The following is a 26,677-nucleotide window of genomic DNA, read 5'->3' on the forward strand; positions in this document are numbered from 1 at the left end:
AATGACACGTATTGTTGCCGGAACCGCCAAGGGGCATATTCTGCGGGTGCCGAGTTCGGGGACCCGCCCCACCTCGGAAAAAGCTCGCGAAGCGGTGTTTTCCCGGCTCGACCATCGCGGCTTTATTGCTGATGGGGAAGTCCTGGATCTTTTTGCCGGCTCGGGTGCGCTGGGTTTGGAAGCGAAAAGCCGCGGGGCGCGCGCCGTCGTGCTGGTGGAATCGGAAGGGCCGGCGGTCAGCATTATTCGTGACAACGCCGCCCGCGCCCACCTCGATGTGACCGTGGTCCGGATGAAAGCGGAAAAGTATCTCTCCCAGGAACCGAATTATCGTTTCGATGCCGTTTTCGTGGACCCGCCCTACCGCTATACAGAAGCACAGATCACGAAGGTGCTCGAAGGCTTGGCCCCGCATGTAGCAGCGGACGCCGTCGTCGTAGTGGAACGCGATAGCTCTTCACCGGAACCGAGCTGGCCGGAGGGGTGGGAACTCGATGATTCGCGCCGTTACGGGACCGCGACCCTGTGGACGGCGCAGCGCAGCGCGGATGCGCAATAATCGCGCGTCGACTAGGCCGAGCGCCTCAGGAAAGATTAGGCTATAACTATGACGCTTGCAGTCTGCCCCGGATCCTTCGATCCCGTCACTTTCGGACATCTCGACGTTTTTGCCCGCGCCGCTTCCCTCTTTGACGAGGTTGTTATTCTGGTCGCGCATAACTCTTCGAAAAATCCGCTTTTTTCGCCGCGGCAACGCGTGGAGTTCATTCGCGAAGAAGTGCGCCACATGGCCAATGTGCGGGTGGAAGATTTCGGCGGGCTGCTAGTGGATTTTTGCCGCGATATCCGGGCGGACGCCATCGTCAAGGGGCTGCGTTCCGCGGTGGATCTTGATGCGGAATACCCCATGGCGCTCATGAACCGGGAAATATCGGGGATCGAAACGGTGTTCCTGGTGGGGGACCCGGCGAAAGGCCATATTGCCTCCTCGCTGGTCAAAGATGTGGCACGGCACAAAGGTGACGTGCAGAGTTTCGTTCCCGCGCGGGTGGCGCGGGCTTTGGAAGAGGAGATGCAATGACTCAGGATACGCGCGGGCAATCGGTGGTGGAGATCCTCGATGAGCTCCTCGCCCTGGTGGATAACGCCCGGTCCATCCCCATGTCCGCCTCGGTGATGATCAACCAATCCGAGGTGCGTGACCTGCTCCAGCTCGCCCGCGATGCGGTGCCCGACCAGGTGCTCCGTGCCGATGATGTGCTGGCCGATATTGATTCGGTGCGTGCCTCCGGCCGCCAGGAAGCCGCCAGTATTATTGCCTCGGCCCGCCAGGATGCGGAAAATATTGTGGCCGAAGCGCGCGCCCAGGCCAGCCGGCTCGTCTCCAATGACGCCATCACCATCGCGGCGCGCTCCACGGCCGCCCGGATTGAGGATGAGGCTAAGCAGAAGGCCGAACGGCTGCGCGAAGGCGCCAACCACTACTCCGATTCCACCCTCGCCACCTTGGAAGGCCAGGTGAACGGGGTGGCCGCCGCACTGGAAGAAGCCGTGCGGGCCGCGCACGAAAAAATGGATGCGGCCCTCGCGCAGATTTACGCGGGCCGGGAAGTCCTCGCCAGCCGCCAAGAAACCACCGACGCTGTTTTTGATCATTCCGAGGAGGAATAGTGGACCTTCGCAGTCCTTTTGTTGTGTCGCTGCACGATTTACCGCGTAGCGACGGCTCCCTCATGCCGGTGCGGGAAACCTTTGCTGCCCCCGCGGATATGGGTATCGAGCTCATGACCGTCCCCACCGGATCCGAGCTGGATGTGGACCTCAGCCTCACCTCGGTTTCCGAAGGCGTGTACATCGGCGGGCAGGTGCATTTCACGGTTGCGGGCCAGTGCTCGCGCTGCCTGCGTGAGATTCACGAAGAACGCACCCAGGACGTATCCGACCTGGCCTACTACCCGCAGCGGCGCGCCGAACTCATCGCCGAAGGGGATGAAGACGCCGAAGAACACCCGGTCATTGAGGATGACCACGTGGATCTGGAACCGGTGCTCCGCGATGCCATCGTGCTCAACCTGCCCTTCCAGCCGCTGTGCTCGCCCACCTGCCAGGGCCTGTGCGCCGGCTGCGGGGAACGCCTGGAAGACCTGCCCGAAGGGCACCACCACGAGGCCCCGCCGCTGCGCTCGGACGCCCTGGATGCGCTGGAAGCCCAGCTGCGAGCACAGGAGTAAGTGGAATACGTATGGCCTATCGCGAATTAGTGGAACAGTGGGGAATTGACCTGCCCCGGCCGCTGCTGCGCCGCGCCCTCACGCATCGCAGCTTCGCTTTCGAACACGACGAACCCCATAACGAGCGCCTGGAATTCCTGGGTGACTCCATTTTGGGCCTCATTATCGCAGAGAAAGTTTTCCGGGAATACCCGGACGCATCCGAAGGTGATATGTCCCAGATGAAAACTTACGCGGTGTCCGAAAAGGCGCTCGCCGATGTGGCGCGGCGTATCAACCTGGGCGATTCCCTGCGCCTGGGCCGCGGGGAAGACCGCTCCGGCGGGCGCAATAAGGACTCCATCCTTTCCGATACCGTGGAAGCGCTGATCGCCGCCACTTACCTGGAACACGGGATGGAACCCACCCGCGAAATCGTGGACCGACTCCTCGATTCCAAGATTAAAGACGCCTCCGTGCTGGGCCCGAACCTTGATTGGCAAACGAGTTTCGAAGAACTCGCGCACGGCCTGGGCTGGGAGGGCACCATGGAGTTCGAACTCAGCTCCACCGGCCCCGATCACGCGCGGGTTTTCACGGCTGTTGCGTCGATGGCCGGGCGCGCATGGGGCAGCGGCGAGGGCACCTCGCAAAAGAACGCACGCCACGCCGCCGCGGAAGCCTCCTACCGGATTCTCGCCGATCTGATCGAGAAGGGTGAAGTGCAACCGGTGGCTGAGGATAAGAACGACGACGCAGCTCCCGGCACGGGTGCATCCGCCACCGAGGGCGCTGCCGGCGCGGAATCCTAGTAGGTAGGCGTGCCCGAACTTCCCGAAGTTGAATCCATCCGGCGCGGGCTGGCCGAGCACCTGGTTGGCCGGCGCATCCTCGCCGCCCGCGCTTTCGGCACCCGCGTGATCCGCCGTGCCCCGCAGGGCCTGGCTCCGCTGGTGGGCCGCACCGTGCGAGCGGTGGTACGGCGCGGAAAATTCCTGTGGTGCGATATGGGGGAGGACCTGGCCCTCCTCGCCCACCTGGGCATGTCCGGGCAGTTCCGGGTGGATGAGCCGGGCGAGGAAGAAAGCCCTGCCGGGCAGCGCCGCCACCTGCGGGCCCGTTTCGAACTCGATAATGGCCTGGTACTTGATTTCGTGGACCAGCGCACCTTCGGCTATCTGGCACCGGTCGCTTTCCAGGCCACCGCTGATGGCCAGCCGGGCGGGGCGGGATCCAAGCGCGCCGTCGTACCCGCGCCCGTGGCGCATATTGCCCGCGACCTACTGGATCCTTATCTGGATGAAAGCGCGCTACTCGACATTCTCGGCACCACGCGGCGCGCGCTCAAACGCGTGCTCCTCGACCAGGAGATTGTTTCCGGGATTGGCAATATTTACGCCGATGAAATGCTCTACCGGGCGCGCATCCACCCGGAGGCGACCGCGCTCCCCGCGGCTGCGGCGCAGGTACTGCTCAACGCCGGGCGGGAAGTGCTGGAGGCCGCGCTGGCCGCCGGCGGAACGTCGTTTGACAGCTTGTATGTGCATGTCAATGGGGAGAGCGGCTATTTTGAGCGGTCTTTGCAGGCCTACGGGCGGGCCGGGCAGCCCTGCGTGCGCTGCGGTGCCCCCTTGCAGAAAATTACCCTCGGGGGCCGTTCCACCACGCTGTGCCCGGTATGTCAAGTCGCTCCGATTGGGTAGAATAAGGGCGGATTATTGACCGATGATGGTGATGCAAAAAGGAGGGCCGGCGCGTGGCACAAAATATTCGCGTCATGATTATTGATGATCATGAAGTGGTACGGCGGGGAATCATTGAGGTGGTTGACCGTTCGGAGGGCCTCGAGGTGGTCGCTGAAGCCGGATGCGTAGAAGAAGCGGTGCGGCGCGGCGGCCTGGTACTCCCCGATGTGGCGCTGGTGGATCTGCGCCTCCCGGACGGCACCGGAATTGACATTATTAATCAATTCCAGGAAGTCAGCCCCGATACCAAGTGCATCGTCCTCACCTCTTTTGATGACGACGACGCACTCTCCGAATCCCTCAACGCCGGCGCGAAAGCGTACCTTTTGAAGTCAGTGCGCGGGGCGGAGATCTCGGACAATATCAAGGCCGTGGCCGAAGGGCGCGTTCTTCTCGATGAGCGTACGGTCTCGCGCCGGCGCGCCGATCATGATGACCCCACCGCGGATCTCACCCCCTCGGAACGCAATGTTCTTGAGCTGATCGGGGATGGGCTGTCCAACCGGGAAATCGGCGAGCAGCTCGGGGTGGCGGAAAAGACGGTGAAGAACCACATCACCTCGCTGCTATCCAAGATGGGCCTGCAGCGGCGCACCCAGGTGGCCGCGTGGGTGGCCGGCCAGCGTGCCACCGGTTGGCGTAACCAGTAAGAACGCTTGTTGTGGCGGAGCGGCTGTGCAGCCACCCGGTTGAGCCGGCAGCCATAGTGCCCGTTGAGGTGCTTGTGCCTGTCGCTGTCACCCAAGCGGGCATTTATCCGTCAATAAGGGCCCGCCAGCGCACCACGGTACCACGTTCGCTTCCCGGAGCGATGGAGAAAGTGCCGTGGTGGCGCCGGGCCCGGGCGGCCAGATTAGACAGCCCCGAACGCCGGCTCAATTCGCCAATACCCACGCCGTCATCGGCAACTTCCACGCTAATATCGCGGTCGGTGACGGTGACCGTCACGGTGATGGAATGGGCGTGGGCGTGGCGCACCGCATTGGACAGGCATTCGCGCACCACCGCGATAACATCGTCGCTAATATCCGAACCGATGGCATCATCGATTTCGGTATGGGTGCCGCTATCAATATCTTCGCCGCGCACGGTAATCCGCAGGCTCGGGGTGAAGCCGAGCTGCGCCGTGACGGAGCTGACCTCGCGGCGCAAGCGTGAAACCACCGGAACAGACGTATCCGGGCCGCGCAGTGAGTAAATAATCTGGCGGATCTGCGCCACGGATTCGTCAATCGACTCGATGGCGTTATCGAGGGAATCGAGTACGTTATCGGCCACCGCATCCTCGGTTGCTAAATCATCACGCAGCGCGGATAGGCGCATCCCGGAAGCAAATAACTGCTGGATCGCGAAATCGTGCAGATCGCGCGAAATACGGGAGCGTTCTTCCAGCTGGGCCGATTGGGCTTGCACATAGCGGGCATCGGCCAGTTCCAGGGCGAGGGCCGCCTGGTTGGCCACGCTTTCCGCCATCGTCAAATCAACCATGTCGAATTCGGCGCGTCCGCGCAGCCGCGCCAGGATAATAACGCCGCGTGCGGTATCCCCGCCGGCCATGGGCGCGTAAAGAAGCGGGCCGAAACGGTCGAGGGGGTTATCGAGGGAGGGAGCCGCGGTGCTGGTATCGATAATACGCCCGAGCCCGCTTTGGGCCACGGCCCGCGCTCGGGAATCCCGCCCGAAGGTGGTGCCCACCAGGTCCTGCCCGGCATCCCCCGCCACAAATTCGCAGGCCCAGGTATCGGCCACCGAAGGCAGAATAATGAGGGCCAGATCGGCATCCGCGACCCGCCGCATTTCCGTGGCGATGAGCTGGAGGGCCTCTTCTTCGTCGCTTCCTTGCAGCAGCGCGATAGTGATGCGCCGCGAGGCAGAAAGCCATTGCGCACGGGAGTTCGATTCCTCGTACAGGCGCGCATTTTCAACGGCGATGGTGGCCGCGCGCGCCAAGAGCGCAATGAGGTTAATATCGGATTCGCTAAAAGCACCGGGCTTGTTAAAGAAGATCACTCGGGCGAGCACCCGGTTCCCGGTCATGAGGCGGGAGGTGAGGAAATTCGTGATACCCGGGCCGTAGATTCCGTCCTGGTGGCCGGCGGCGCTCAGGGGAGTGCTGCCAGCGGCGGGCTCCGGGATGATGCCACTCTCATCGTGCACGGCGCTTACTGCTTCGGCGCGATCCCACATCACGGTATCCTCATCACCCAGGCTGGCGAGGTCCCGATCCAGGCTGGTGGGGGTGAGGCTGGCAGCCGCGGGAAGCGGCTGGCCCAGGGTGACAATGCTCGTCACCTTTTCCGCCGAATTGAAGATGAGAACGGCGGCGCTGGATGCCCCGGTTAGTTTCAATCCGGCTCCGGCCAGATTTTCGAGCACCTGGGTGCGATCCAGGCGCGCGGTCAAGGCCAGCGCATTGAAAATAACCGTTGTGGTATCCAGCATCCTTATTCCTGTTTCGCCGCCCATGCGTATGAGGCGAGCCTTTCGGTGAGCTCCTCGTGGGTGCCGCGCGCGCTCACGTGGGCGATGCCGCCCTCATCGCGGGTTATCACAATAACCTCGTCGGCCGCATCGAGGGGCGTGAGCCGGTGCGTCACCAAGATAATAGTACGCGGGTCGGCGCTATTCTTACCGGCCCGGAGCAAATCGCGGATAAGCTCATCGGCGGTTTCCGGGTCGAGGTGCTCGCCGGGCTCATCCAGGAGCAAGAACTCCGCGTCGGAGGCCAGTGCGCGGGCAAGGAGCAGGCGCCGTCGTTCTCCACCGGAAATCGTGGCGGCGTCCTCTCCCAGCAGGGTGTGTACCCCGCGCGGAAGCTGGGTGAGCCAGGTGCCCAGGCCCGCTCGCACCAAGAGTTCCACCGCTTCTCTTTCCGTGACCGAGGGGCGGGCCACTCGCAGGTTTTCCAGCACGGTTGTTTCGAAAACGTGGGCGTCTTCCGCCGTGAGGGTGAGGGTGTGGGACACGGTGCGCCGGTCGAGGGTGGAAACTTCGTGCCCGTCCAAGCGCACCGAGCCGGCGTGCGGGTGCAGCATTCCCGCCAGGGTATAGAGCAGGGTGGATTTTCCGATTCCGGAATGCCCCACGATGGCGATGGAGGAGCCGCGTTCCACGTGCAGCTCGAAAGGCCCGGCCACATCCGGGCCGTCCGGCCACCCGATAATGAGGTCGGTGGCATGCAGGCCGTGTTCCGCAACCGGGGCCGGGGCTTCCGGTTCTTCGCTGCGCTGGGCCCGGTCGAGGAGCTCAAGGATGCGCTGGGCGGCTTTGGCGGAACGCACCAGCTGGATAGCGGCTTCCCCGAGGCCCTGGGTGGCTTCAAAAGCAGCGAGCGGGGTGAGCACGCAGACCGCCAGCGCGGTAGCGGAAAGAGTACCGGCATCCAGGGCGCGGCTCCCGATAAGAATCGCACCCACCACGGCGATTCCCATAGCGAGGGTATCGAGGGCGATGGCGAGGGCCTGGGGGCGGGCCGCGGCGTCGCGGTGGCGGAAGATCCGCTGTTCGGTGGCTTCCTGCACGTCCTCCATGGCGCCTACCCGCCCGGCTACCCGCAGCTCCGCGGCGGAATCCAGCATGGTCAGCGCGGTAGCGGAAATCTCGGTTTCGTCACGCACCTGCGCTTCTTCGGCGATGCGGCCTCCGCGCATGGCCAGGTAGGGCGCGAGAATTCCGGAAATCAGGAGGCAGCCGGCCAGCAGCAGGCCGATGGGTGGGCACAGAATCCCCACGAGCAGGCAGGAGACCAGGCAGACTATCCCGGCAACCGCGCCCGGTTGCACCGCTTTGACGACGACGTCGCCAACGGAATCGACATCCCGGCCGGTACGGGCGAGCAGGTCACCACGCCGCACCGAAGTAACGACGTCGGTGGGGGAATCAGCCAGGGTCGCGTACACGGCAGTACGCAGGTTGGACATCCCGTAGAGGGTCACCCGGTGCGAGAAAATCCGATTAACATAGCGAAGCAGTGCCTTGGACACCCCGAAGAAACGCACCGAGGTGGTGGCCACCCCGAGGGCAAGGACCGGCGGCATTTGGGACGCGCGGGTAATAAGCCAGGCAGAAACGGCGGCCAGGGCCACCGAGCTGCTCAGCCCGGCGGCACCCGCCGCAACGGAGCCCCAGAATCCGCCCTTATCCACGCGCAGCAGGCGCAGGGCACGGATGAGTGCGCGGCGTTCATCTTGAGGGAAAGTACTCACTTGGTCACCTCGGTTGTCTGGGAGTTGGTGGATGCGGTGGCTTGCGTTTGCGCGGCGGCTTGTGTGTGCGCGGCGGCATGCGTTTGCGCGTGCTCTGCGGCTAGCCCGGGGACCGGCCCTGCGGTGGCGGGAGACGCGGTGGCCGGTTGCGCCGTCGTCGATACAACATCAATAACAGCGTCCGCAAGATCGAGAAGCGCGGTGCGGTGCGCGATCACAATAACCGTGCGGCCCTGCGCGCGCAGATGCGCAACAGATTCGACGACGCGCTTTTCGCTACGGGCATCCAGGTGGGCGGAAGGTTCATCGAGGAGCACCAGCGGGCGCTCGGATACCAGGGCGCGGGTGAGGGCAAGGCGTTGGCGCTGACCCACGGAAAGGCCCACCCCGCCCTGCCCGATGAAGGTATTCCAGCCGTCGGGAAGTTCGGCGATGACCTCGTCGAAACCGGCGAGGGCGGCGGCGCGTTCCAGGGCCGGGCCCGGAGTTACCCCGATATTTTCCTCCACGGTTCCCGGCACGATCACCGGGCGTTGGGAAACCCAGGAAATCTGCGCCCACAGGCTTTCTTGGCGGATATCTGCGAGCGGGGTGGTGCCGATATGCACGGTTCCGCTATCGGGGGTAATGAAGCGGAGGAGCACATTCGCCGTCGTCGTTTTTCCGGAACCGGAAGCCCCGCGCAAAGCAGTGACGTGCCCGGGAAGTATCTGGGCATTCAGATGCGAGGGAGCGATGGTATCGCGGCCCGGGGCGAGCACCGAAAGATCGGAAATGGTGATGGGGGAGGTGGCTAGATCCGGGCAGTCGAGCGTGCCGTTTTCCACGGGCAGGGGTTGTTCGAGCAGGTCGAAAACCTGGGCGGAAGCGGCCACCCCGTTGGAAGAGGCGTGGAATTGGGTGCCCACTTCCCGCAGCGGTTTAAAAACTTCCGGGGTGAGCATAATAATCGTCAGGCCGGTGAAAAGGGAGACGTTTCCGGCCACCATGCGCAGGCCCACCTCCACCGCAACGAGGGCGGTGGAGAGCGTGGCGAGGAATTCCAGAACAGCACCGGAGAGGAAAGCAATATAGAGAGTCTGAAGTGTTTTCTTCGCGTAATCATCCCCGAGGTGCTTGACGCGCCGGGCCGGGCCTTCTTCACGCCCGAGCGCCTTGAGGGTGGAAAGGCCGCCCAGGAGGTCAAGGAGCTGCTGGCCCAGGCGCTGCATGGAAGCGAGGCGTTCATTGGAGAAAGCTTGGGTCATGCGCCCGATGAGGATCATGAAAATCGGGATGAGGGGGATGCAGGCCACGATGGCGATAGCGCTCACCCAATCGAGGAAAAGAATAACGACGAGCGCGAAGGGCGTGACCGTGCAGGTGAGGATGAGCTGAGGGAGGAATTTGACGAAATAGGGTTCCAGGTCGTCCAGCCCGGAGGTCACCAGGGTGACGGTGGTGGAGGTGTTTCCCGCGGCGAGCCAGCGGTCGCCCAGATCACCGGCGCGGCGTAGTACCCGGGCGCGAAGATTAGCGATGGTGCGCAGCGCGGCGCGATGGCCGTAGGATTCGCGGATATAGATAAGAAGGCTACGTGCGTTGAAGGCCGCTGCCACCCCGAACACCGGCCAGCCGATATCACGGAAAGTGAGATCGCCGTCTGCCACCGGGGCGACCGAAGCGGCAATAAAGAAGCATTGCGCGAGCACGAGCGCTGTTTCGAGAAAACCAACGCCGCCGAGTAGGGCGACGTAGCGGCGCGCCGTAGGCGCGAATTTCATGAGTCGAGCATCAACGGGCTTCATTCTTCTCCTTGCACTCTGCTTTATAGTAGCCCGCCCGGTCTTGCTTACCCGGCGGCCACGCGAATTCGCGAGGCCGCTACGGCGGTTTTATGAGCGAGTTTGTGAAGGTGGGGGTTTATGAGGGGAGGCCGCGCGCACGGTGCGTGCGCGCGGCCTCCCGATCTCACGTGCTACTTAGCGAACCTCGAACTCGCGGATCTTCTTCGGTTCCAATCCCACGGGTTCCTCGGGGATTTGGCCAGCGTCAATGCGCTTGCGGAACACGGAGTATGCCCACACCGTGTAACCGAGGACGATCGGAACGAAGATGAGTGCCGCAATGGTCATGATGGTTTGCGTCGGCGCGGTGGCCGAAGCCTGCGCGATCGTGAGGGAGTAGGCCTCGTTGATCGACGACTTCATGACGTAGGGGACCATCATCGCGAAGATGGTGGATACCGCCCCGGCAATTGCCGCGAAGTGCAGCCCGAAGGCCAGAATTTCACGGTTGGCCCAGGTGGCTACCACGGTGGCAATGAGGAGCAGCGCGCAGATAGCCAGCGGGATAATCGCCAGCACCTGCGAGCTGTACACGAAGTAGGCCCACAGTGCCCAGACCGCGGTGATCGCCGTGGAGATCACGGTGGTGCGCTTCGCCAGGTTAATGGAGCGCAGCTGGAGTTCACCGGCCGTCTTAATCGAGAGCCACAGCGCGCCGTGGCTGAAGAACAGCGAGAGGGTCACGAGCCCGCCCAGGATGGTGAAGGGAGTGAGCAGCGAGAAGAACCCGCCGGTCAGGTAGTGGTGGTTATCCGCGAGGGCTTCCCAGGTCACCGCATCGGGTGCCACGGCCACGAACTCACCGGAGGAGTAGTTGCCTACTTCGATTTTCATCCCGGCTACGAGGTTGGCGAAAGCCACCCCGAAGAGGATCGAGACGATCCACGAGACGATGCAATGCAGGGTGTCCCAGGTGTTGCGCCAGCGCTCGGTGCGGATCATCTTGCGCCATTCCAGGGCGCAGATCCGGATAATGAGGCAGACGAGCACGAGGACGAGGGCGATGTACATACCCGAGAACATGGTGGCGTACCATTCCGGGAACGCCGCGAAGGTAGCGCCACCTGCGGTGAGCAGCCACACTTCGTTGCCATCCCAGTGGGGTCCAATCGAGTTGATCATCGCGCGGCGTTCACGTTCATTACGCGCAAAGGTCTTGAGGAACATCCCCACGCCGTAGCCGAAGCCCTCCAGAGCGAGGAAACCAATCCACAGGACCGCTACGAGGATGAACCACAGTGTCATCAAAAATGTTTGTTCCATGAGGTCCTCCTAGTAAACGAAATTCGGGGTAGATTTCGCATCGTATTCGACGACCTTCTTGTGGGTATTGATACCCTCGCGCAGGTAGCGGCCCAAGAGCCACACCCACACCACGCCCAGTGCCGAGTAGAGCACAGTGAAGATCGTTAGCGAGAAGGCCACGCTGCCACCATTGACGGAGTGGGAAACGCCCAGATCCGTCATAAGGAGCACGCCGTCGATTTGAGTCGGGTACACGATCCACGGCTGGCGGCCGATTTCGGTCAGGATCCAGCCCGCGGAGTTCGCCACGAATTGCAGCGGAATCATCCACAGCCAGAACTTACCCCAGCTTTCCGAACGCATGATCCGATCCCCGCGCAGCACCCACAGCCCAAGGGCCGCGATGAGGATGTCGAGCAGTCCAACTCCGACCATCACGCGGAAGGAGTAGTAGGACGCCAGAACATTCGGGGTGACCTGCTGGTTTTCGAACGCGGTATCGAATTTCTCCACGAGTTCCGCATTGACGTTTTCCATCTGGTGGATGCGATCCCGCACCCGCTCATTAGCTTCGCTAATGGATTCCAGCCGCGATTCGGGGCCGGACCAGTGGTTGGTCATCATGAAGGATTCCAGGCCGGGAATCGGTACGTAAATGGAGGTGGCATCTTCGCAGCTATTACCCCACATCACGAGGGACAGCTTGGCGTTTTCTTCACCCTGGCACACGCCCATCATGGCCGCGGCCTTGGGCGGCTGGATCACGCCGAGGTGCTGGCCCATGTAGTGGCCGGAGAGCGCGGCGATAATCGCGGCAACCAGGGTGACCTTGAGACCGAGCTTGGCGGTGGGCTTCCAGTATTCGCGCGCCTCGACTTCATTGCCGGAGAGGCGAATAGAGCGGGCCATCCACCAGAAGGCGAAGCCGGCCACCACAACGCCGGCCAGAGTGAAGGCGGCGCCCATGGTGTGGAGGAAGGTGAGTACCCAGGTGGTATTGGCGAACAGACCGAGGAAGCCCGCCATGCCGTCCAGCTCAGCGCGCCCGGTTTCCGGGTTGAAGACCGCGCCGTGCGGATCCTGCATGAAGGAGTTCGCGGCCAAAATCCAGGCCGCGGAGATCACGGTACCCATGGAGAAAAGCCAGATGGTCAGGTTATGCACCTTGGGGGAGAGGCGGCCCTTGCCGAAGATCCACAATCCGAGGAACGTGGACTCCAGGAAGAACGCCAGGAGAGCCTCGAAAGCGAGCGGGGCGCCGAAGATGTCACCGACGAAACGCGAGTACTCCGACCAGTTCAAACCGAACTGGAATTCCTGCACGATACCGGTGGCAACGCCGAGCGCGAAGTTGATGAGCAGGATCTTGCCGAAGAAATCGGTAATCCGCTGCCACTTCGGATCGCCCGTTTTGCGGGCCTTAGTTTGCATATACGCAACGATGACAGACAGGCCAATGGTCAGGGGCACCTGAAGCCAGTGGTAGACGGTTGTAATACCGAACTGCCATCGCGCAAGGGTGATCGGATCCACCTTTTCACCTTTCCGATGTGTAACACGTGTGATCGCGCGTGGAGCGCTGCGGTGGTCCCGTAGCAGCGCGATCATTTTTTCACCCTCGATCCTACTCACCGCAGCGGCAATAAGAGGTATCGAACACGAGGGACTTTTGTCCGGCGCGGCGCTCATGTGCCATCTGGCACACAGGTTAGCGACACCTGTCAAAAAATAAGGACGAAAGTCCTGACCGGCCTCATGTGGTGGCGATTGGGCATCCCACTGAGGTGCTGCCTTTGCGGAGAATGCGGGAATCTCCCAGCGCCGGCCCGGGACTCCTCATGTAGAATCGGTACCAGTGTACCGGGCGCTACCGTATCGCCCCGGTGGTTTGAGGCAGTGAAGAACCTGGCCGGCAGATTGTGAGCGCCGGATATGCCCTCGAACGTAGATGTGCTTGCGCGGCATTGGCCGCAATGGTGACAGGCCCGCACGGGATACGGGGTGCGCGCCTGTCGGGAAGTGTAGACGAATGGCGAAAGAAGCCACCGCGTCGGAGCACGGCACCGTGAGTGCGGCTGCGGCGAGCCCGTTTTTTATTCCGGCACCAGAAGAAGAGGTGGTGGACATCCCGCGCTTCCGTATTAATACGGATATTCCACTCTTCCAGGAACCCGACGCTGCCAACGCCATCCGGGTCACCTACCTCGTTGATGACGATTCTTCCAGCGGCGCAGATTCCGATTCTGGCGATAATTCTTCCTCCCGGCGCACCCGCCGGCGCGAACGTGGCGAGCATGATTCTTCTGCCCGCACGCCTCGAAGTGCGGAGCACGACGACGCCGCCTCTGAAGAAGGCGAGCACGAAGAAACGGATGATACTTCGGTAGCGCCCACCCGCAGGCGTCGTCGTAGCCTTTCTTCCGATGATGAAGTGGCGGCGCCCCGGGGCTCCACTCGCCTGGCCGCCAAGCGGGCCCGGCGCCGCGAAAACCGCGAGGGTTCGGCGCGCCGGCGCGGTTCCATTACAGAAGTGGAATACCTGGCGCGGCGCGAATCGGTCAAGCGTGACATGATCGTGCGCGAACGCGATGGTCTCAACCAAATCGCGGTGCTCGAAGATGATGTGCTCGTCGAGCATTACGTGGCGCGGCATACCCAGATTTCCATGGTTGGCAATGTGTACCTGGGGCGGGTGCAAAATGTGCTGCCCTCGATGGAAGCCGCTTTCGTGGATATCGGTAAGGGTCGTAACGCGGTCCTTTACGCCGGGGAAGTGGATTGGAAAGCCGCCGGGGTTACGGGTAAAAACCGGCGCATTGAGCAGGCCCTGAAATCCGGGGATACCGTGCTGGTGCAGGTCACCAAGGATCCTATTGGCCATAAGGGCGCGCGCCTGACCAGCCAGGTTACCCTGGCTGGGCGGCATCTTGTTCTTGTTCCCGGTGGGGATATGACCGGTATTTCGCGTAAGCTTCCCGATTCGGAACGCTCGCGGCTCAAGAAGCTTCTTAAAGAAATTGTGCCGGAAGATCACGGCGTTATTGTGCGTACCGCCGCCGAAGGTGCGAGCGCTGAACAGCTCCAGAATGACGTGGATCGCCTGACGAAGAGCTGGAAGGAAATTCAGCGCAAGGCCAAGGCGGCGAAAACCGCCCCGCAGGTACTCAAGAGCGAACCGGAACTGGCCGTGCGGGTGGTACGCGATATCTTCAACGAAGATTTTGATTCCCTGCGCGTGCAGGGTGAGGATGCCTGGGAAACGATTTCCACCTACGTGGAAGAGCTGTCCCCCGAACTCATGGACCGGGTGAGCCGCTGGGATGATTCCCGCGATATTTTCGAGGCCTACCGGGTGGAAGAGCAGCTCGCCAAGGCTTTTGATCGCAAGGTGTGGCTGCCCTCGGGCGGAACCCTCGTTATTGACCGCACCGAAGCCATGACGGTGGTGGACGTGAACACCGGGAAATTCACCGGATCGGGTGGCTCGCTAGAAGAAACGGTTACCCGCAATAATCTGGAAGCGGCCGAAGAAATCGTGCGGCAATTGCGGCTGCGCGATATCGGCGGGATTGTGGTTATTGACTTTATTGATATGGTTCTGGAATCCAACCGTGACCTGGTGCTGCGCCGGCTCATCGAGTGTCTCGGGCGTGATCGCACCCGCCACCAGGTAGCGGAAGTAACCTCCCTGGGCCTGGTGCAGATGACCCGCAAGCGCGTGGGGCAGGGCCTCGTGGAGGCTTTCTCTACTGTTTGTGAGGCCTGTGAAGGGCGCGGCTATATTATTCATGATCACCCGGTGGAGGAAAACGAAGAACCTCACGCACCCCGCAAGCGCAAGGCGCGGCGGGAAGCCTCGGCGCCGCAGCGCGAGGCGGCTGTGCAGATGATGAATTCCATCGCCGCTGCCGGGCATGCTGATGCGCAGCAGAAAGATAGCCAGGAGAAGGCGGACAACCAGGAGAAAACCGACAAGCCCGCCGAATCACGGAAATCCGCGAAGCGGGAGAAGTCGGAAAAGTCGGAGAAATCTGAAAAGTCGGAGAAGCCAGATAAACAGGATAAGTCCGAGAAGCAGCCGGCTACGCGGCGTCGTCGTAGCTCGCGCAGCGCGGCAGCCACCGCGGATACCTCGAGCGTTACCACCAAGGATGCGGCTGTCACGGGCGGCGCACGCACTGCATCTGGTACCGCAACTAACGGAACCGGCACCGCAAGCACGGGCACCGCGCGGAAGACCGGCATGGTTATCTCCTCCGGTGTGGTGAGCCCCACGCACGCGGCCGCTTCGACTAGCGCCCACGCAAAGACGGTGTCGCCGTCGTCCTCTATCCACACCGGATCGAGTGAAGCGGCTAACGGTACGCGCGGGGGTACCAAGCGGCGCGCCGTGGTTTCTTCCGGACCCATCTCCACCGGCAACGGGGCGGGGGTTCTGAGTTTCCCGGCGAGTTCCCAAGGGTAAACCGGGGTGGTGGAATGCGCCGCGCGCCTAAGGTACGTGGCGCATCCCATAGCGATACGGCCGGTCTCATGCGCAGTCTCACTTGTAAGAAAGCGGGTCAACGCAGTAAAGTAGATGGTCGGTGCTTAGGCACTCAGTCGTTTAAGTGCGCTGTCCAGCGCGAAAAGTAGCCGTAATCAACAGGAGCAAACGTGGTGTACGCGATCGTCAAGGCCGGGGGCCGTCAGGAAAAGGTTTCTGTCGGAACCGTCGTGGTTGTTGACAGGATGGAAGGTGAAGTCGGCGATACCGTCGAACTCGAACCCATCATGCTCGTTGACGGGGATAAGATCACCACGGCTGCCGATGGCATTTCGGCGAAGGTTACCGCGGAAATTGTGCGCGATGAAAAGGGACCGAAGATCTCCATCATCAAGTTCAAGAACAAGACGGGTTACCGGAAGCGCCAGGGGCATCGTCAGCCCCTGACCCGCCTCAAGGTCACCGGCATCCAGTAGGATCTGCCGCGTCAGCAGCTAGTTTTGAGATAGTAAGAAGGTAGACAGATGGCACATAAGAAGGGCGCCTCTTCCTCGCGCAACGGGCGCGACTCCAATGCCCAGCGCCTCGGGGTGAAGCGGTACGGCGGTCAGGTTGTATCCGCCGGTGAAATTCTGGTTCGCCAGCGCGGCACGAAGTTCCATCCGGGCAATAACGTCGGGCGCGGCAAGGATGACACCCTGTTCGCTACCGCGGCCGGGACGGTCCAGTTCGCTACCCGTCGCGACCGCAAGGTCGTTGACGTTGTGGCCCAGGCTTAAGGCGCAGCGGCCCTAGCGCCGCACGCACCTATGATGAGGGGTGGGGGATTCAACCTCCACCCCGTCATTCGTTAACGCGGGCGGAGTGCGGGCGTTCGGCTATGCGCACCGGCGCCCGGCTGTTTGCGGCGCCCCGGCTCGGGGAGCCCAGCTTTTCGCACCCGCACCGCGTTATCACTACAGGAAAAGGGGAGGGCACACGTGGCCTCGTTCGTCGATAAAGTGACCTTGCACCTGCGCGCCGGCAACGGCGGAAACGGGTGCGTTTCGGTGCGCCGGGAGAAGTACAAGCCTCTCGGAGGGCCCGACGGCGCCAACGGCGGCCACGGGGGCTCCATCATCTTTGAGGTTGATTCCCAAGAATCCACCCTCATGGACTACCACCACACCCCGCACCGCAGCGCCGAAAACGGCCAGCCCGGCGCCGGTGATAACCAACGCGGCAAGAACGGCGCGGACCTGATCCTCAAAGTCCCCGCCGGAACGGTCGTGAAAAACAGCGAAGGTGATGTGCTCGCGGATCTGGTGAATCCCGGGGATTCCTTCGAAGTGGCGCGCGGCGGCGTGGGCGGCCTGGGGAATGCTGCCCTGGCTTCCCCGCGGCGCAAGGCCCCCGGCTTCGCCCTGCTCGGGGAAGCCGGCGAGGAACTTGATGTTGTTCTCGAATTGAAATCGGTGGCCGATGTGGCGCTGGTGGGCTTCCCCTCCGCTGGGAAGTCCTCCCTTATTGCGGCCATGTCCGCGGCCCGCCCGAAAATCGCCGACTATCCTTTCACCACCCTCGTGCCTAACCTCGGCGTGGTGACCGCCGGGGAAGAACGCTACACCATTGCCGATGTGCCCGGCCTTATTCCCGGAGCGTCGGAAGGGCGCGGGCTCGGCCTAGAGTTTTTGCGCCATATCGAGCGCTGCGCGGTCATTGCTCACGTTATTGATTGCGCCACCCTGGAACCGGGGCGCGATCCGCTCACCGATCTGGATACCCTGGAACACGAACTGGCCCGGTACGCGGCGAATATTCCGCCCACCGAAGGCCAGCTTCCCCTCACTGAGCGTCCGCGGGTGGTTATTCTCAATAAAATCGATGTTCCGGACGCGCGGGAACTCGCCGAATTTGTGACCCCGGAGCTGCGCGAACGCGGCCTGGATGTTTTCGCTATTTCCACTGCCAGCCACGAAGGTCTGCGCGAGCTTTCCTTCTACCTGGCGCGGGTGGTGCGCGAAGAAAAGGCCAATCGTGAGGTTACCGAAACGGTGCGCCCGGTGCTCCATCTCACTCGTGAACGCGATGACCGTTTCACCATCGTCAAGCGGCGCGACGGCATGCAGGAGTTCTGGAATGTGCGCGGGCGCCAGCCCGAGCGCTGGGTGGGGCAAACGGACTTCGCCAATGATGAAGCGGTCGGGTACCTCGGCGAGCGCCTGCACCGCCTGGGCATCGAAGATGAACTGGCACGTCTGGGTGCGGTGCCGGGCGATATGGTGGTGATTGGTCCGCCGCAGACCGGCTTCGTTTTCGATTGGGAACCGACCGTTGCCGCCGTCGCCGAAATTTACGGGCCGCGCGGGCGGGATATCCGGGTGGAAGCCGAACGCTCGCGCCCCACCCGCCGCGAAAAGCGCGCCGATTTTTACGAACGTATGGATGCCAAAGAGGAAGCCCGGCAGGAATTGCGTTCCGAGCGGGAGGCCGGCATATGGACGGACCCGCAGGCAGGCACCCCGGAAGGGGACTAAACTATCCTGCGGTGTCCCGAAGCATCAGATAAGAAAGAGTGACTCGTGTCCGGTACCTCATCCGCCCCGCTGACCCGGCGTGACTGCCTTGAGAACTCCCGTCGAATAGTCATCAAAGTTGGTTCCTCCTCCTTGACCGGGCCGGACGGTGCCCTGCACCAGGAAACCCTCGATCTTCTTGTTAATACCATCGCGGAAATGCACGCCCGCGGGGTAGACGTGGTACTGGTGTCCTCCGGCGCGGTGGCGGCCGGCATCGGCCCGCTCAAGCTGGGCCGCCCGCGTTCCCTGCGGGAAAAGCAGGCCGCGGCCATGGTGGGCCAGTCCCGCCTCATGGCCGCCTACGAAGAACGTTTCGAAGCGCACGACATCAGCGTGGGCCAGGTGCTCCTCACCGCCTCCGACGTCACCAACCGGCGCCACTACGCCAATGCGCTCACGGCCATGCGCACGCTCTTACGTTTACGGGTGGTTCCGATTGTTAATGAGAACGACGCCGTGGCCACCGACGAATTGCGCTTCGGTGACAATGACCGGTTAGCCGCGCTCACCGCCCACCTGGTGGGGGCCGGCACCCTTATTTTGCTCACCGATGTGGACGGCCTGTACACCAAACCGCCGAGTGAACCGGGGGCCACCCGCATTACCGAGGTGACCAGCGAAGATGACCTGGCAGGACTGCGGATTACCGGGCGCGGCTCAGCGGTGGGAACTGGGGGAATGCGCACCAAAGTAGCGGCTGCCGAGTTAGCCACTTCGGGCGGGGTCGGCGTGATTCTCACCCATGTCGATAATGTGCAGCGCGCCGTGGCCGGGGAAAACGTGGGAACCTGGTTCGTGCCGAGCACCAGGCACGTATCCGCGCGCGGGCGCTGGATGGAATTCGCGGCGCGGGCCCGCGGCCGGGTTACTTTGGACGACGGCGCCGTTGCCGCCATCACCGGCAACCACGCATCCCTCCTCCCGGTGGGAGTCATCGGGGTCTCGGGCCGATTCGCTGCCGGGGACATCGTGGAATTATGCGATGGGCACGGCGAGGTTATCGCCCGGGGCCTGAGTGCCTACAGCGTCGAGGAACTCATTGAGCTGGTCGGTAGCACCCGGGCGCGCGGAAAGAAGCCGGTGGTGCACGCGAACGATATCGTGCTGCTGGGTTCGTAGCGGGGTTTTCCTGCCGGGGTGCCTTGCGCAGTGGGCGGGCGTGTTCCGCAACAAGCGTCCATTCGGCAGCGAGCGTGCTTCAATGCCGAGCCGGTGGCGCGCGCAACGCGCGGGCAATTCTGTGTTTCGCCTTACTTTACGGACCTGTAACTATGTGGAAGCTGCATAAAGTTTCACGGCGGGCGCGGCCGGGGATTATTATTTGCGCTGGTCATAGCGTTGTTCGCACACAAGCTAGCGAAATATTACACCACAATGACCGAATAGTAATCTGAATAATTGAATAGTGACTTGCGCAAAGAACCGTCGTGTTCGTCTTGCCTATTGGACAATAAAGATCTAGCGTTATCGCAAGTGCTTATATAGCACCCTCGCAATCGCTCGGAACTACCCGAGCCGACGAAGAACGGAGAATTCGATGTCGCAGTTTGTCACGCTCCAGGATGTCACCTCTAGCATGCTTGCCGACTATCGAATTACCAAGGCGCATTGGCGCCGCTGGCATCACCACTTTATGAGCGCGCGCCTTCTTGCGCCGGCCAGTGCCCCCTCTGCCCGTCTTCGTCCTGATAGTGAGTACTAATGACCATCCAATTGACCACCCTGTGCACCACCACGAATGAGGAAGTTTTAAGAGAAACATTTTTAGGAGTCGATCTCTCGGCGCTCGGCGGCGGGGAGAGTCTGTGCGGCGACGGCGCAGCTACGCGCCCAGCCCACGGGGCTTCCATCGCCCACCTGGCCTCCTGCGCTGATGCGGCCTGGAAAGGCGGACTCGATTTCGTCCAGTTCTCCGGAGAATTTGTGCTTCCCGGCTCCCGGGTCGCCTCCGCGATGGAAACGGCAAGCCGCTTAGGGCCGCGTGCCCGCGGTGATATCGCGGTGGAAGTTCCTGCTACCTCCCAGGCCCTGCGCGAAGCGGTAGCCAGAACCCAGCAAGATACTTCTGATACTCCGGCTCTGGTGAGCCTGCCCATCACCCCGGCTACCGATCTCGCGGCCCTGCGCAGCGATGTGGAAAATGCGATTGCGGCCGGGGTGCGCCTCATGCCGCACGTGCGCGCCGAAGATGTCCCGAATCTGAATCTGCGCGCGATCTGCGGTATTTCTCCGATGATGCGCCTTTCCGCTCCGGATGCGCACCGTGCCCGCGAGGCCCGTTTCGCTTTGCGTACGGCGGCGGAAGAATACGATACCGACCTGCAGGTTCTCCTCGATATGACCGTTATTATTTCGGCTACCCGCACCGCGGCCCGCGAGCGCCTCTTCCTTGTCCAAGCCCTGGGCGGCCCAGACTTCTCCCGCAGTGCTCACGTGGTTGGCACCGTATATGATGTTGCGGATACCACCGAGTCCTGGCTGGGTATGGGCGCGGCAGATGGCATTATTTACCGGCCCACCTCCATCCGCACCGATTTAGCCTCGCTGGTGCGCGGAGTGCTCCCAGTCCTCTTTGGCCGGGCAGAGATTTCCTAAGCTGTACCGATAGTAGCGGGGCCTTCCGAGAGTAGCGGAGTTTCCCGAACGCAACGAGGGGCGAACTGGAAATGACCAGTTCGCCCCTCGTGGCTTGGAGCTTCGCGTGCGTGGCGCTGCATGTCTAGGCGCCTCGCGCGCGGTAGTTGCCCGGCTAGCGGCCAGCTACCGTGCTTACTCAGCCTGCTTGGCGGATTCCTCAGCTTCGTGAGCGGCAAGACGAGCGCGAATCTCATCCATATCCAGCTCCTTGACCTGCCCGATGAGATCCTCCAGCGGGCCGGCCGGCAGTGCCCCGGCCTGCTCAAAGACCCGGATGCCATCCCGGAAAGCCATAATGGTGGGAATCGCCTGAATCTGGAAATGCGCGGCGAGCTCCGGGCTATCCTCGGTGCTCACCTTGCCGAAAGTAATATCGGGGTGCTTTTCAGAAGCCTTTTCGTAAATCGGGCTGAAAGCACGGCACGGACCGCACCAGCTCGCCCAGAAATCCAGCAGGACAATGCCTTCATGCACGGTATCGTTGAAGTTTTCCGCGGTGACAGTAACGGTTGCCATGGTTCTCCTCGAGTTAGTGGAAATCTCGCTACCTGCAACGCGCCAAGCGCGAGAGCTATTCCCATGAGATAGTCCATTCGGTAACGGGTGCCTTCCTGGCCTAAAGTAGAGACTATGACCGCAACGTTAACCGAGGGCGTGGCCGATGTGGCCCGCCGCGCGCGCCAGGCGGCGCGTTCTTTGCGGGGGGCGCAAACCACGTCAAAAAATGACGCCCTTCGCCGTATCGCCGCGATTTTGCGCAGCGAAACCGCCCGTATTGTGGAGGCGAATGCCCAGGATGTGGCCCGGGAAGAAAGCCGGCTTTCCCCGGGCATGATTGATCGGCTCCTCCTGAATGCGGAGCGCATCGAAGGGATTGCCCAGGCGGTGGAACACGTGGTGGGCTTGGCCGACCCGGTGGGCGAAGTGGTACGCGGTTCGCGCTTAGCTAACGGGATGCGTTTGCGGCAAGTGCGGGTGCCTATGGGCGTCATCGGGATGATTTATGAGGCCCGGCCCAATGTGACGGTCGATGCGGCTACCCTGGCGCTCAAAGCCGGATCCGCGGTGATTTTGCGCGGGGGGAGCGCCGCCATCCGCACCAACGAAGTGCTGGTCGAACTCATGCGCCAGGCGGTAACGGAGGCCGGATTCCCGGCCGACTGTGTGCAGACCATCGATGCTTTCGGGCGCGAAGGTGCCGTCGAACTGATGAAATTGCGCGGCCTGGTGGATCTTGTTATTCCGCGCGGGGGCGCCGGCCTCATCCAGACGGTCGTGCGCGAATCCCTGGTCCCCGTGATCGAAACCGGGGTGGGCAATAATCACGTGTACGTGGATGCCAGCGCGGATGTGGAGCGGGCTAGCGCCGTCGTCGTTAATTCGAAAACGCATCGGCCCAGCGTCTGCAATGCGGCCGAAACGCTTCTGGTCCACGCGGATATCGCACCGCAATTTATGCCGCGGATTTTGCGTGAACTTCACGAGCGCGGCGTGACCTTGCATTGCGATGCGGCCGCGCAAAGTTTCGCGGGTGATATTCCCACGCAGGCCGCAACGGAAGAAGATTGGGCCAAGGAATATTTGGCGTTGGAGATGGCCGTCGCGGTGGTGCCTGATCTTGAGGCGGCGCTCGCGCATATTGCCCGCTATTCGAGCGGCCATACCGAGGCTATTGTGGCCGAGGACCAGCGTGCTATTAATCGTTTCACCTCCGAGGTGGATTGCGCGGCGGTCATGGTTAATGCCTCGACGCGTTTCACGGACGGTGGCGAATTTGGGCTGGGCGCGGAAATTGGTATTTCTACCCAAAAATTGCATGCGCGGGGGCCTATGGGGCTGGAAGAAATGACCACGACGACGTGGATTGCAGAGGGCGAGGGGCATGTCCGATAAAGACGAACCGGTGCAGATTCCTTTCGACGAACGCAAGCACCGGCGTCGGCGGATCGGGGTGATGGGCGGAACTTTCGACCCGATTCACCACGGTCACCTGGTGGCAGCCTCGGAAGTGCAGCATCGTTTCGGGCTGGACGAGGTAGTTTTTGTGCCCACCGGCCGCCCCGCTTTCAAGCAGGGGCAGCACGTGAGCCCGGCCGAACACCGCTATCTCATGGCGGTTATCGCCACCGCCTCGAATACCCGCTTTACGGTATCGCGGGTGGATATTGAGCGGCGCGGACTGACCTACACCGTGGATACCCTGCGGGATTTGCGTGAGGTCTACCCGGATGCGGATCTGTACTTCATTACCGGCGCGGATGTTATTCCGGAAATTTTGCGCTGGAAGAACGCCGAGGAACTGTGGGGGATGGCGCGTTTCATCGGGGTGACGCGCCCCGGGCACAATATTGACGTGTCCGCGCTGCCCAAACACGCCGTGGAAATTGTGGAGGTTCCCGCCATGGCGATTTCCTCTACGGATGTGCGTGAGCGGGTGAAGGCCCACGAGCCCATCTGGTATTTGGTGCCCGAAGGCGTGGTGCAGCATATTAGAAAATACAAACTTTATGCCCAGCGCGAGGCACCGGGTAAACTTGACAAAGGACAGTCGTGCCGAGAGGAGAAGAAATGAGCGAGGGCGGGCGGCGCCTCACACGCAGCGAGATGCGCGAGCGCGGACTCCTAAAACCTCTCGAAGAAGGCGAGGCTTCGCCGGTAGAAGAATTGCGGCGCACCCGGGATATTCCGGTGGTGCGGGCAACGCGGCGGCGCGCCATTCTGGCCGAGCGTGCCGAAGCCATTGAGGCAGCCGGGGCGGCTGAAGTTTCTGAGCCGGTGGAACGAGCTGAAGCAGCGGTGCCGCTTCTCGAAGATGAGGGCGCTCCCACCCAGGCATACGAACCTGTGAACGCGGCCGAGCCCCGCGCGATCCATGAAGAATCCGCGCCCGCGGGGGAGCGAATCTCCGTTTTCGACCGTTTCGAAGCCGATACCGAGGCAAGTATTGGCGAAGAAGATCACTCGCTCATGCCGTCGTTTGCGACTTCGGCATCAGCTGCCGCGGCGGCTCCTGCCTCGCAGGTGGCCTCGGAATCGGTATCGGCTTCCGAACCAGCTCTGGAACCGGAAGTGGCAGCGGAATTTTCCGAAGGTGGCAGCCTGCGCGAACGTTTGCTCGCTCGCACCCAAAGCGATGCTTTGCGTGCCTCAGTTACGGAGCAGGAGCCGGCGCCGGCTGCAGCAGAAAATACCGGGAACGACGCCGCAGCGCCGTTCTCGCCCGCTTCCGTTCCCGCGGCGCAGCCGGATCCGCTCGCGCACGAATATGTAGATGAAGATGAACTCGAAGACGAATCCTCACCGCGCCGCTGGACGATGACCATGCTGCTGCTCATTGTTATTAGCGTGGTGCTCGGCCTGGTTATCGGGTTCTTCTTCCTCCAGCACGGTGCGCAGGCCGCGCCTGGTGATCTTGTGGCATCCAGCATTACCCCCAATATCAAGGAGATCTTGTGACAGCTTCGGACCGCGCGATAGAGCTCGCCCGTATTGGAGCCGCGGCTGCGGCAGAGGTGAAAGCAACATCGATTGAAGCTCTCGACGTTGGTGAGCGTTTCGGCATTTCCGATGTGTTCCTTATTATTTCCGGTGATTCGGAGCCGAAAGTACGCGCCATCGTGGATCGCGTGGAGGAGAAGCTTGACGACGCCGGCGGGCAGCGCTTGCGCCGCGAAGGCCTCACCTTCGACCCGCGCTGGGTGCTCCTGGATTACGGCGAACTGATCGTGCATATTCAGCGCGATGAGGACCGTGATGATTACGCCCTCGCGCGCCTGTGGGCCGATTGCCCGCATGTGGATCTTCAGCTAGATGATGAGGCTGTTATTACCGGGGCGCAGGTGCCCGCGGTGGCGGAGGGCGCTGCGGAATCTGAGGAACCAGGGGAACCCGGGGACTCTGAGGCGGCCGGTGCTGCTGAGGTAGATGCATGAGTGCAGATCGCATCCTGCTCTGGCGCCATGGCCAAACTGATTACAACCTGGCCTGGCGAATCCAGGGCTCCACGGATATCCCCCTCAATGCGGTAGGCCTGGGCCAGGCACGTTACGTGGCTCCCTATATCGCCGCTGCTGGCCCGGCACGTTTCGTGGCATCACCGTTGCAGCGCGCCTACGCCACCGCTCTCGAGGCTGCCAAGCTGGTAGGTCTCGAGGTGGTAACCGATGCGCGTTTAGAAGAACGCTGTTTCGGGCTCTTTGAGGGCCTGACCCGCACCGAGATTGCCGAACGCTACCCGCGTGAATTCGCGCAGTGGCGGGCGGGAGAGGAACCCGGAGGCGTCGGCGTCGAAACGAAGGAACATGTAGGCGCACGCGTGGCCGCGGCGATTAGCGAAGCCAGTGAGGATATGGATGGTGGCCTGCTGGTGGTGACCGCGCACGGCGCTGCGATCACCTGCGGACTCGGGGTGCTCCTCGGGTGCGGGGCGCAATGGCAAGGCCTGGGCGGCTTGGATAACTGCCACTGGGCCATGCTGCAGCGGCGCAAGAACGCGAACCCGCAATGGCGCCTCACCGGCTTTAACCGTTTCCTCGCCGATGAGCACGATCCAGTGAAAAACTTTGAGGTGGAAGGGCCGGAAGGCTAAGCACTCACCTGCAAGAATGCGATGCTCGACACAAAATCCGGTTCCGATTTGCCAAGCGTTTCTTCTCCGACTAAAGTTCTATAAGTCGCTTGGGGCTATGGCGCAGTTGGTAGCGCGCTTCCATGGCATGGAAGAGGTCAGGGGTTCGAATCCCCTTAGCTCCACCAAGATGAAATTTCGTATTTTCACCCGATTCATACACTCGGTTACTATCGTTGCTATGAGCACAGCGGAATCCACCATCCCCAGGAATGAGTGCTAATGCCACGCCATCAGCTGGGAGTATTAGACGCATCCGGGCACATCACCTATTGCGAACGTCAATTTGCCCGGCCCACGAATGTTCTTTTCGACGTGGACGGCACCCTCACGGACGCTAGCTCACGGGTACTCCCGGAAAATATCCGTGCGCTCCAACAGCTCCACGCCGCCGGCATCCCGATTACCCTGGCCACCGGGCGCATCATCGCCGGGGCGGCCGATATCCTCACGGAAGCCGGGGTACCCGGATGGGTGGTGGCCGAAGGCGGCTCCATCGTCTGGGACGGGCACGCGGTAGTGCGCCGCCACCCGCTCGGCGCCACCGCCTACGCGCGCGCCATTCGCTTCGCGGAGGACCATCACCTCGGCATAGTCGTCAATGGCAGCGAGAGCGTCGTCGTACAAAGTTTTGGGGCGCCCCTGTATGAGGACGTTATGTGCAACGCTTCCGCGGGGCGGGAACCGCTCCGCGGCGACGTCGCCGGCCTTGCGGCCGATACCATCACGAAACTCTCCTTTTCCGGAACCGAAACTGAACTGGACCGGCTTCGTGAGCTCTGGCAGGAGGCGTTTCCCGGGGCGGTGCGCGGGCACGCGAATTTTGTTGATGTGGTGGCTCCCGGGGTGACCAAGTGGGAAGGAATTGAGCTGGCGCTGTGGGCGCGCGGGCTGGACGCAGCACACACCTTAGGGGTGGGGGACTCCGCTAATGACATTCCCTGGATGCGCGAAATAGCGCAGAGCTGTGCAATGCCGCAGGCCAGCGCCGAAACTAAGGCCGCGGCCCGCTGGATCCTCCCCGCGGGCTCAGCGCCGGTTGCCGATCTGGTGGCCGCGGTGCTGCGGTGATATTTGCCGAGGGTCACTATTTTGCGCTTGAGTGAAGTATTGGAAACTAGCTCACATATCCACTATG

General features: G+C 62.2%; 25 protein-coding genes and 1 tRNA gene. 20 read left to right on the top strand and 6 right to left on the bottom strand.

Going from position 1 to position 26,677, the window contains the following annotated elements; all coding sequences use genetic code 11:
• Position 1: 1 nt before the first annotated feature.
• The 7 genes from rsmD (at position 2) to ACRQFC_RS01915 (ending at position 4,605) form a co-directional block, all read left to right on the top strand.
• Positions 2 to 559 (top strand): 16S rRNA (guanine(966)-N(2))-methyltransferase RsmD, encoded by a 558-nt coding sequence (gene rsmD, locus ACRQFC_RS01885; protein ID WP_087070886.1) that lies wholly within the window; start codon positions 2 to 4, stop codon positions 557 to 559.
• A gap of 48 nt (positions 560 to 607) precedes the next feature.
• Entirely contained in the window at positions 608 to 1,081 is a 474-nt protein-coding gene (gene coaD / locus ACRQFC_RS01890; protein ID WP_087070885.1) for a pantetheine-phosphate adenylyltransferase, read from the top strand.
• Positions 1,078 to 1,671, top strand: a complete 594-nt coding sequence (locus ACRQFC_RS01895) for a F0F1 ATP synthase subunit B family protein (RefSeq protein ID WP_101595031.1) — start codon at positions 1,078 to 1,080, stop codon at positions 1,669 to 1,671. The genes coaD and ACRQFC_RS01895 overlap by 4 nt, the downstream gene beginning before the upstream one ends.
• Entirely contained in the window at positions 1,671 to 2,231 is a 561-nt protein-coding gene (locus ACRQFC_RS01900) for a YceD family protein (protein WP_101595026.1), read from the top strand. The genes ACRQFC_RS01895 and ACRQFC_RS01900 overlap by 1 nt, the downstream gene beginning before the upstream one ends.
• A gap of 11 nt (positions 2,232 to 2,242) precedes the next feature.
• Entirely contained in the window at positions 2,243 to 3,022 is a 780-nt protein-coding gene (gene rnc, locus ACRQFC_RS01905; RefSeq protein WP_101595023.1) for a ribonuclease III, read from the top strand.
• A gap of 9 nt (positions 3,023 to 3,031) precedes the next feature.
• Positions 3,032 to 3,913 carry a bifunctional DNA-formamidopyrimidine glycosylase/DNA-(apurinic or apyrimidinic site) lyase gene (gene mutM, locus ACRQFC_RS01910; RefSeq protein ID WP_284896348.1) on the top strand — a complete coding sequence of 294 codons (882 nt, stop codon included), beginning with the start codon at positions 3,032 to 3,034 and terminating at the stop codon, positions 3,911 to 3,913.
• A gap of 74 nt (positions 3,914 to 3,987) precedes the next feature.
• The gene (locus tag ACRQFC_RS01915; protein WP_039899046.1) at positions 3,988 to 4,605 is read left to right on the top strand and encodes a response regulator; all 618 of its coding nucleotides are present in this window, start codon (positions 3,988 to 3,990) and stop codon (positions 4,603 to 4,605) included.
• 103 nt (positions 4,606 to 4,708) lie between these two features.
• Here ACRQFC_RS01915 and ACRQFC_RS01920 read toward each other — a convergent pair whose 3' ends face one another.
• From ACRQFC_RS01920 to ACRQFC_RS01940, 5 genes are all read right to left on the bottom strand, one after another.
• Positions 4,709 to 6,397 carry a sensor histidine kinase gene (locus ACRQFC_RS01920; protein ID WP_284896349.1) on the bottom strand — a complete coding sequence of 563 codons (1,689 nt, stop codon included), beginning with the start codon at positions 6,395 to 6,397 and terminating at the stop codon, positions 4,709 to 4,711.
• 2 nt (positions 6,398 to 6,399) lie between these two features.
• Positions 6,400 to 8,160 carry a thiol reductant ABC exporter subunit CydC gene (gene cydC, locus ACRQFC_RS01925; RefSeq protein ID WP_284896351.1) on the bottom strand — a complete coding sequence of 587 codons (1,761 nt, stop codon included), beginning with the start codon at positions 8,158 to 8,160 and terminating at the stop codon, positions 6,400 to 6,402.
• Positions 8,157 to 9,947, bottom strand: coding sequence for a thiol reductant ABC exporter subunit CydD (gene cydD / locus ACRQFC_RS01930; RefSeq protein WP_284896353.1), 1,791 nt, complete (start codon positions 9,945 to 9,947; stop codon positions 8,157 to 8,159). The genes cydC and cydD overlap by 4 nt, the downstream gene beginning before the upstream one ends.
• Positions 9,948 to 10,121: 174 nt before the next feature.
• Entirely contained in the window at positions 10,122 to 11,249 is a 1,128-nt protein-coding gene (cydB, locus tag ACRQFC_RS01935) for a cytochrome d ubiquinol oxidase subunit II (protein WP_087070878.1), read from the bottom strand.
• Between the two features lie 9 nt (positions 11,250 to 11,258).
• Positions 11,259 to 12,764 (bottom strand): cytochrome ubiquinol oxidase subunit I, encoded by a 1,506-nt coding sequence (locus ACRQFC_RS01940; protein ID WP_026429452.1) that lies wholly within the window; start codon positions 12,762 to 12,764, stop codon positions 11,259 to 11,261.
• Between the two features lie 496 nt (positions 12,765 to 13,260).
• Here ACRQFC_RS01940 and ACRQFC_RS01945 point away from each other — a divergent pair, with 496 nt between their 5' ends.
• From ACRQFC_RS01945 to ACRQFC_RS01970, 6 genes are all read left to right on the top strand, one after another.
• Positions 13,261 to 15,696, top strand: coding sequence for an Rne/Rng family ribonuclease (locus ACRQFC_RS01945; RefSeq protein WP_101595013.1), 2,436 nt, complete (start codon positions 13,261 to 13,263; stop codon positions 15,694 to 15,696).
• Positions 15,697 to 15,887: 191 nt separating this feature from the next.
• A complete protein-coding gene (gene rplU, locus ACRQFC_RS01950; RefSeq protein ID WP_016442902.1) occupies positions 15,888 to 16,193 on the top strand; it encodes a 50S ribosomal protein L21 in 306 nt (101 codons plus the stop codon).
• 48 nt (positions 16,194 to 16,241) lie between these two features.
• Entirely contained in the window at positions 16,242 to 16,496 is a 255-nt protein-coding gene (gene rpmA / locus ACRQFC_RS01955) for a 50S ribosomal protein L27 (protein WP_026429451.1), read from the top strand.
• A gap of 201 nt (positions 16,497 to 16,697) precedes the next feature.
• Positions 16,698 to 18,233, top strand: coding sequence for a GTPase ObgE (gene obgE / locus ACRQFC_RS01960; protein WP_087070876.1), 1,536 nt, complete (start codon positions 16,698 to 16,700; stop codon positions 18,231 to 18,233).
• A gap of 45 nt (positions 18,234 to 18,278) precedes the next feature.
• A complete protein-coding gene (proB, locus tag ACRQFC_RS01965) occupies positions 18,279 to 19,394 on the top strand; it encodes a glutamate 5-kinase (protein ID WP_087070875.1) in 1,116 nt (371 codons plus the stop codon).
• A 582-nt stretch (positions 19,395 to 19,976) separates the two neighbouring features.
• Positions 19,977 to 20,870, top strand: a complete 894-nt coding sequence (locus ACRQFC_RS01970) for a hypothetical protein (protein WP_087070874.1) — start codon at positions 19,977 to 19,979, stop codon at positions 20,868 to 20,870.
• 174 nt (positions 20,871 to 21,044) lie between these two features.
• On the opposite strand, the gene trxA is transcribed toward ACRQFC_RS01970, so the two are convergent.
• Positions 21,045 to 21,428 (bottom strand): thioredoxin, encoded by a 384-nt coding sequence (gene trxA, locus ACRQFC_RS01975; protein ID WP_087070873.1) that lies wholly within the window; start codon positions 21,426 to 21,428, stop codon positions 21,045 to 21,047.
• Positions 21,429 to 21,542: 114 nt separating this feature from the next.
• On the opposite strand from trxA, the gene ACRQFC_RS01980 reads away from it, so the two are divergent.
• From ACRQFC_RS01980 to ACRQFC_RS02010, 7 genes are all read left to right on the top strand, one after another.
• Positions 21,543 to 22,805 carry a glutamate-5-semialdehyde dehydrogenase gene (locus ACRQFC_RS01980; RefSeq protein ID WP_101595007.1) on the top strand — a complete coding sequence of 421 codons (1,263 nt, stop codon included), beginning with the start codon at positions 21,543 to 21,545 and terminating at the stop codon, positions 22,803 to 22,805.
• Positions 22,795 to 23,484 carry a nicotinate-nucleotide adenylyltransferase gene (nadD, locus tag ACRQFC_RS01985; RefSeq protein ID WP_035277256.1) on the top strand — a complete coding sequence of 230 codons (690 nt, stop codon included), beginning with the start codon at positions 22,795 to 22,797 and terminating at the stop codon, positions 23,482 to 23,484. Before ACRQFC_RS01980 ends, nadD begins: the two co-directional genes overlap by 11 nt.
• Entirely contained in the window at positions 23,463 to 24,368 is a 906-nt protein-coding gene (locus ACRQFC_RS01990; RefSeq protein WP_284890968.1) for a hypothetical protein, read from the top strand. Before nadD ends, ACRQFC_RS01990 begins: the two co-directional genes overlap by 22 nt.
• The gene (rsfS, locus tag ACRQFC_RS01995; protein ID WP_101595000.1) at positions 24,365 to 24,844 is read left to right on the top strand and encodes a ribosome silencing factor; all 480 of its coding nucleotides are present in this window, start codon (positions 24,365 to 24,367) and stop codon (positions 24,842 to 24,844) included. Before ACRQFC_RS01990 ends, rsfS begins: the two co-directional genes overlap by 4 nt.
• Complete coding sequence (locus ACRQFC_RS02000; RefSeq protein WP_101657584.1) at positions 24,841 to 25,500, top strand: histidine phosphatase family protein; 660 nt, start codon at positions 24,841 to 24,843, stop codon at positions 25,498 to 25,500. Before rsfS ends, ACRQFC_RS02000 begins: the two co-directional genes overlap by 4 nt.
• Before the next feature lie 91 nt (positions 25,501 to 25,591).
• A tRNA-Ala gene (locus tag ACRQFC_RS02005) sits at positions 25,592 to 25,667 on the top strand.
• Between the two features lie 94 nt (positions 25,668 to 25,761).
• Complete coding sequence (locus ACRQFC_RS02010) at positions 25,762 to 26,610, top strand: HAD family hydrolase (RefSeq protein ID WP_101594992.1); 849 nt, start codon at positions 25,762 to 25,764, stop codon at positions 26,608 to 26,610.
• Positions 26,611 to 26,677 lie beyond the last annotated feature (67 nt).

Origin of the sequence: Actinotignum inguinis, assembly GCF_051265835.1 — a bacterium.
In the GTDB taxonomy this organism is placed as follows: domain Bacteria; phylum Actinomycetota; class Actinomycetes; order Actinomycetales; family Actinomycetaceae; genus Actinotignum; species Actinotignum timonense.

Coding starts and splice junctions, on each gene's coding strand:
- nadD (WP_035277256.1), top strand. CDS start 22,795: ATGTCCGATAAAGACGAACCGGTGCAGATTCCTTTCGACGAACGCAAG.
- ACRQFC_RS01945 (WP_101595013.1), top strand. CDS start 13,261: ATGGCGAAAGAAGCCACCGCGTCGGAGCACGGCACCGTGAGTGCGGCT.
- cydB (WP_087070878.1), bottom strand. CDS start 11,249: ATGGAACAAACATTTTTGATGACACTGTGGTTCATCCTCGTAGCGGTC.
- rnc (WP_101595023.1), top strand. CDS start 2,243: ATGGCCTATCGCGAATTAGTGGAACAGTGGGGAATTGACCTGCCCCGG.
- coaD (WP_087070885.1), top strand. CDS start 608: ATGACGCTTGCAGTCTGCCCCGGATCCTTCGATCCCGTCACTTTCGGA.
- ACRQFC_RS01980 (WP_101595007.1), top strand. CDS start 21,543: ATGACCGCAACGTTAACCGAGGGCGTGGCCGATGTGGCCCGCCGCGCG.
- ACRQFC_RS01920 (WP_284896349.1), bottom strand. CDS start 6,397: ATGCTGGATACCACAACGGTTATTTTCAATGCGCTGGCCTTGACCGCG.
- trxA (WP_087070873.1), bottom strand. CDS start 21,428: ATGGCAACCGTTACTGTCACCGCGGAAAACTTCAACGATACCGTGCAT.
- cydD (WP_284896353.1), bottom strand. CDS start 9,947: ATGAAGCCCGTTGATGCTCGACTCATGAAATTCGCGCCTACGGCGCGC.
- ACRQFC_RS01970 (WP_087070874.1), top strand. CDS start 19,977: ATGACCATCCAATTGACCACCCTGTGCACCACCACGAATGAGGAAGTT.
- ACRQFC_RS02000 (WP_101657584.1), top strand. CDS start 24,841: ATGAGTGCAGATCGCATCCTGCTCTGGCGCCATGGCCAAACTGATTAC.
- rpmA (WP_026429451.1), top strand. CDS start 16,242: ATGGCACATAAGAAGGGCGCCTCTTCCTCGCGCAACGGGCGCGACTCC.
- ACRQFC_RS02010 (WP_101594992.1), top strand. CDS start 25,762: ATGCCACGCCATCAGCTGGGAGTATTAGACGCATCCGGGCACATCACC.
- rsmD (WP_087070886.1), top strand. CDS start 2: ATGACACGTATTGTTGCCGGAACCGCCAAGGGGCATATTCTGCGGGTG.
- ACRQFC_RS01895 (WP_101595031.1), top strand. CDS start 1,078: ATGACTCAGGATACGCGCGGGCAATCGGTGGTGGAGATCCTCGATGAG.
- ACRQFC_RS01915 (WP_039899046.1), top strand. CDS start 3,988: ATGATTATTGATGATCATGAAGTGGTACGGCGGGGAATCATTGAGGTG.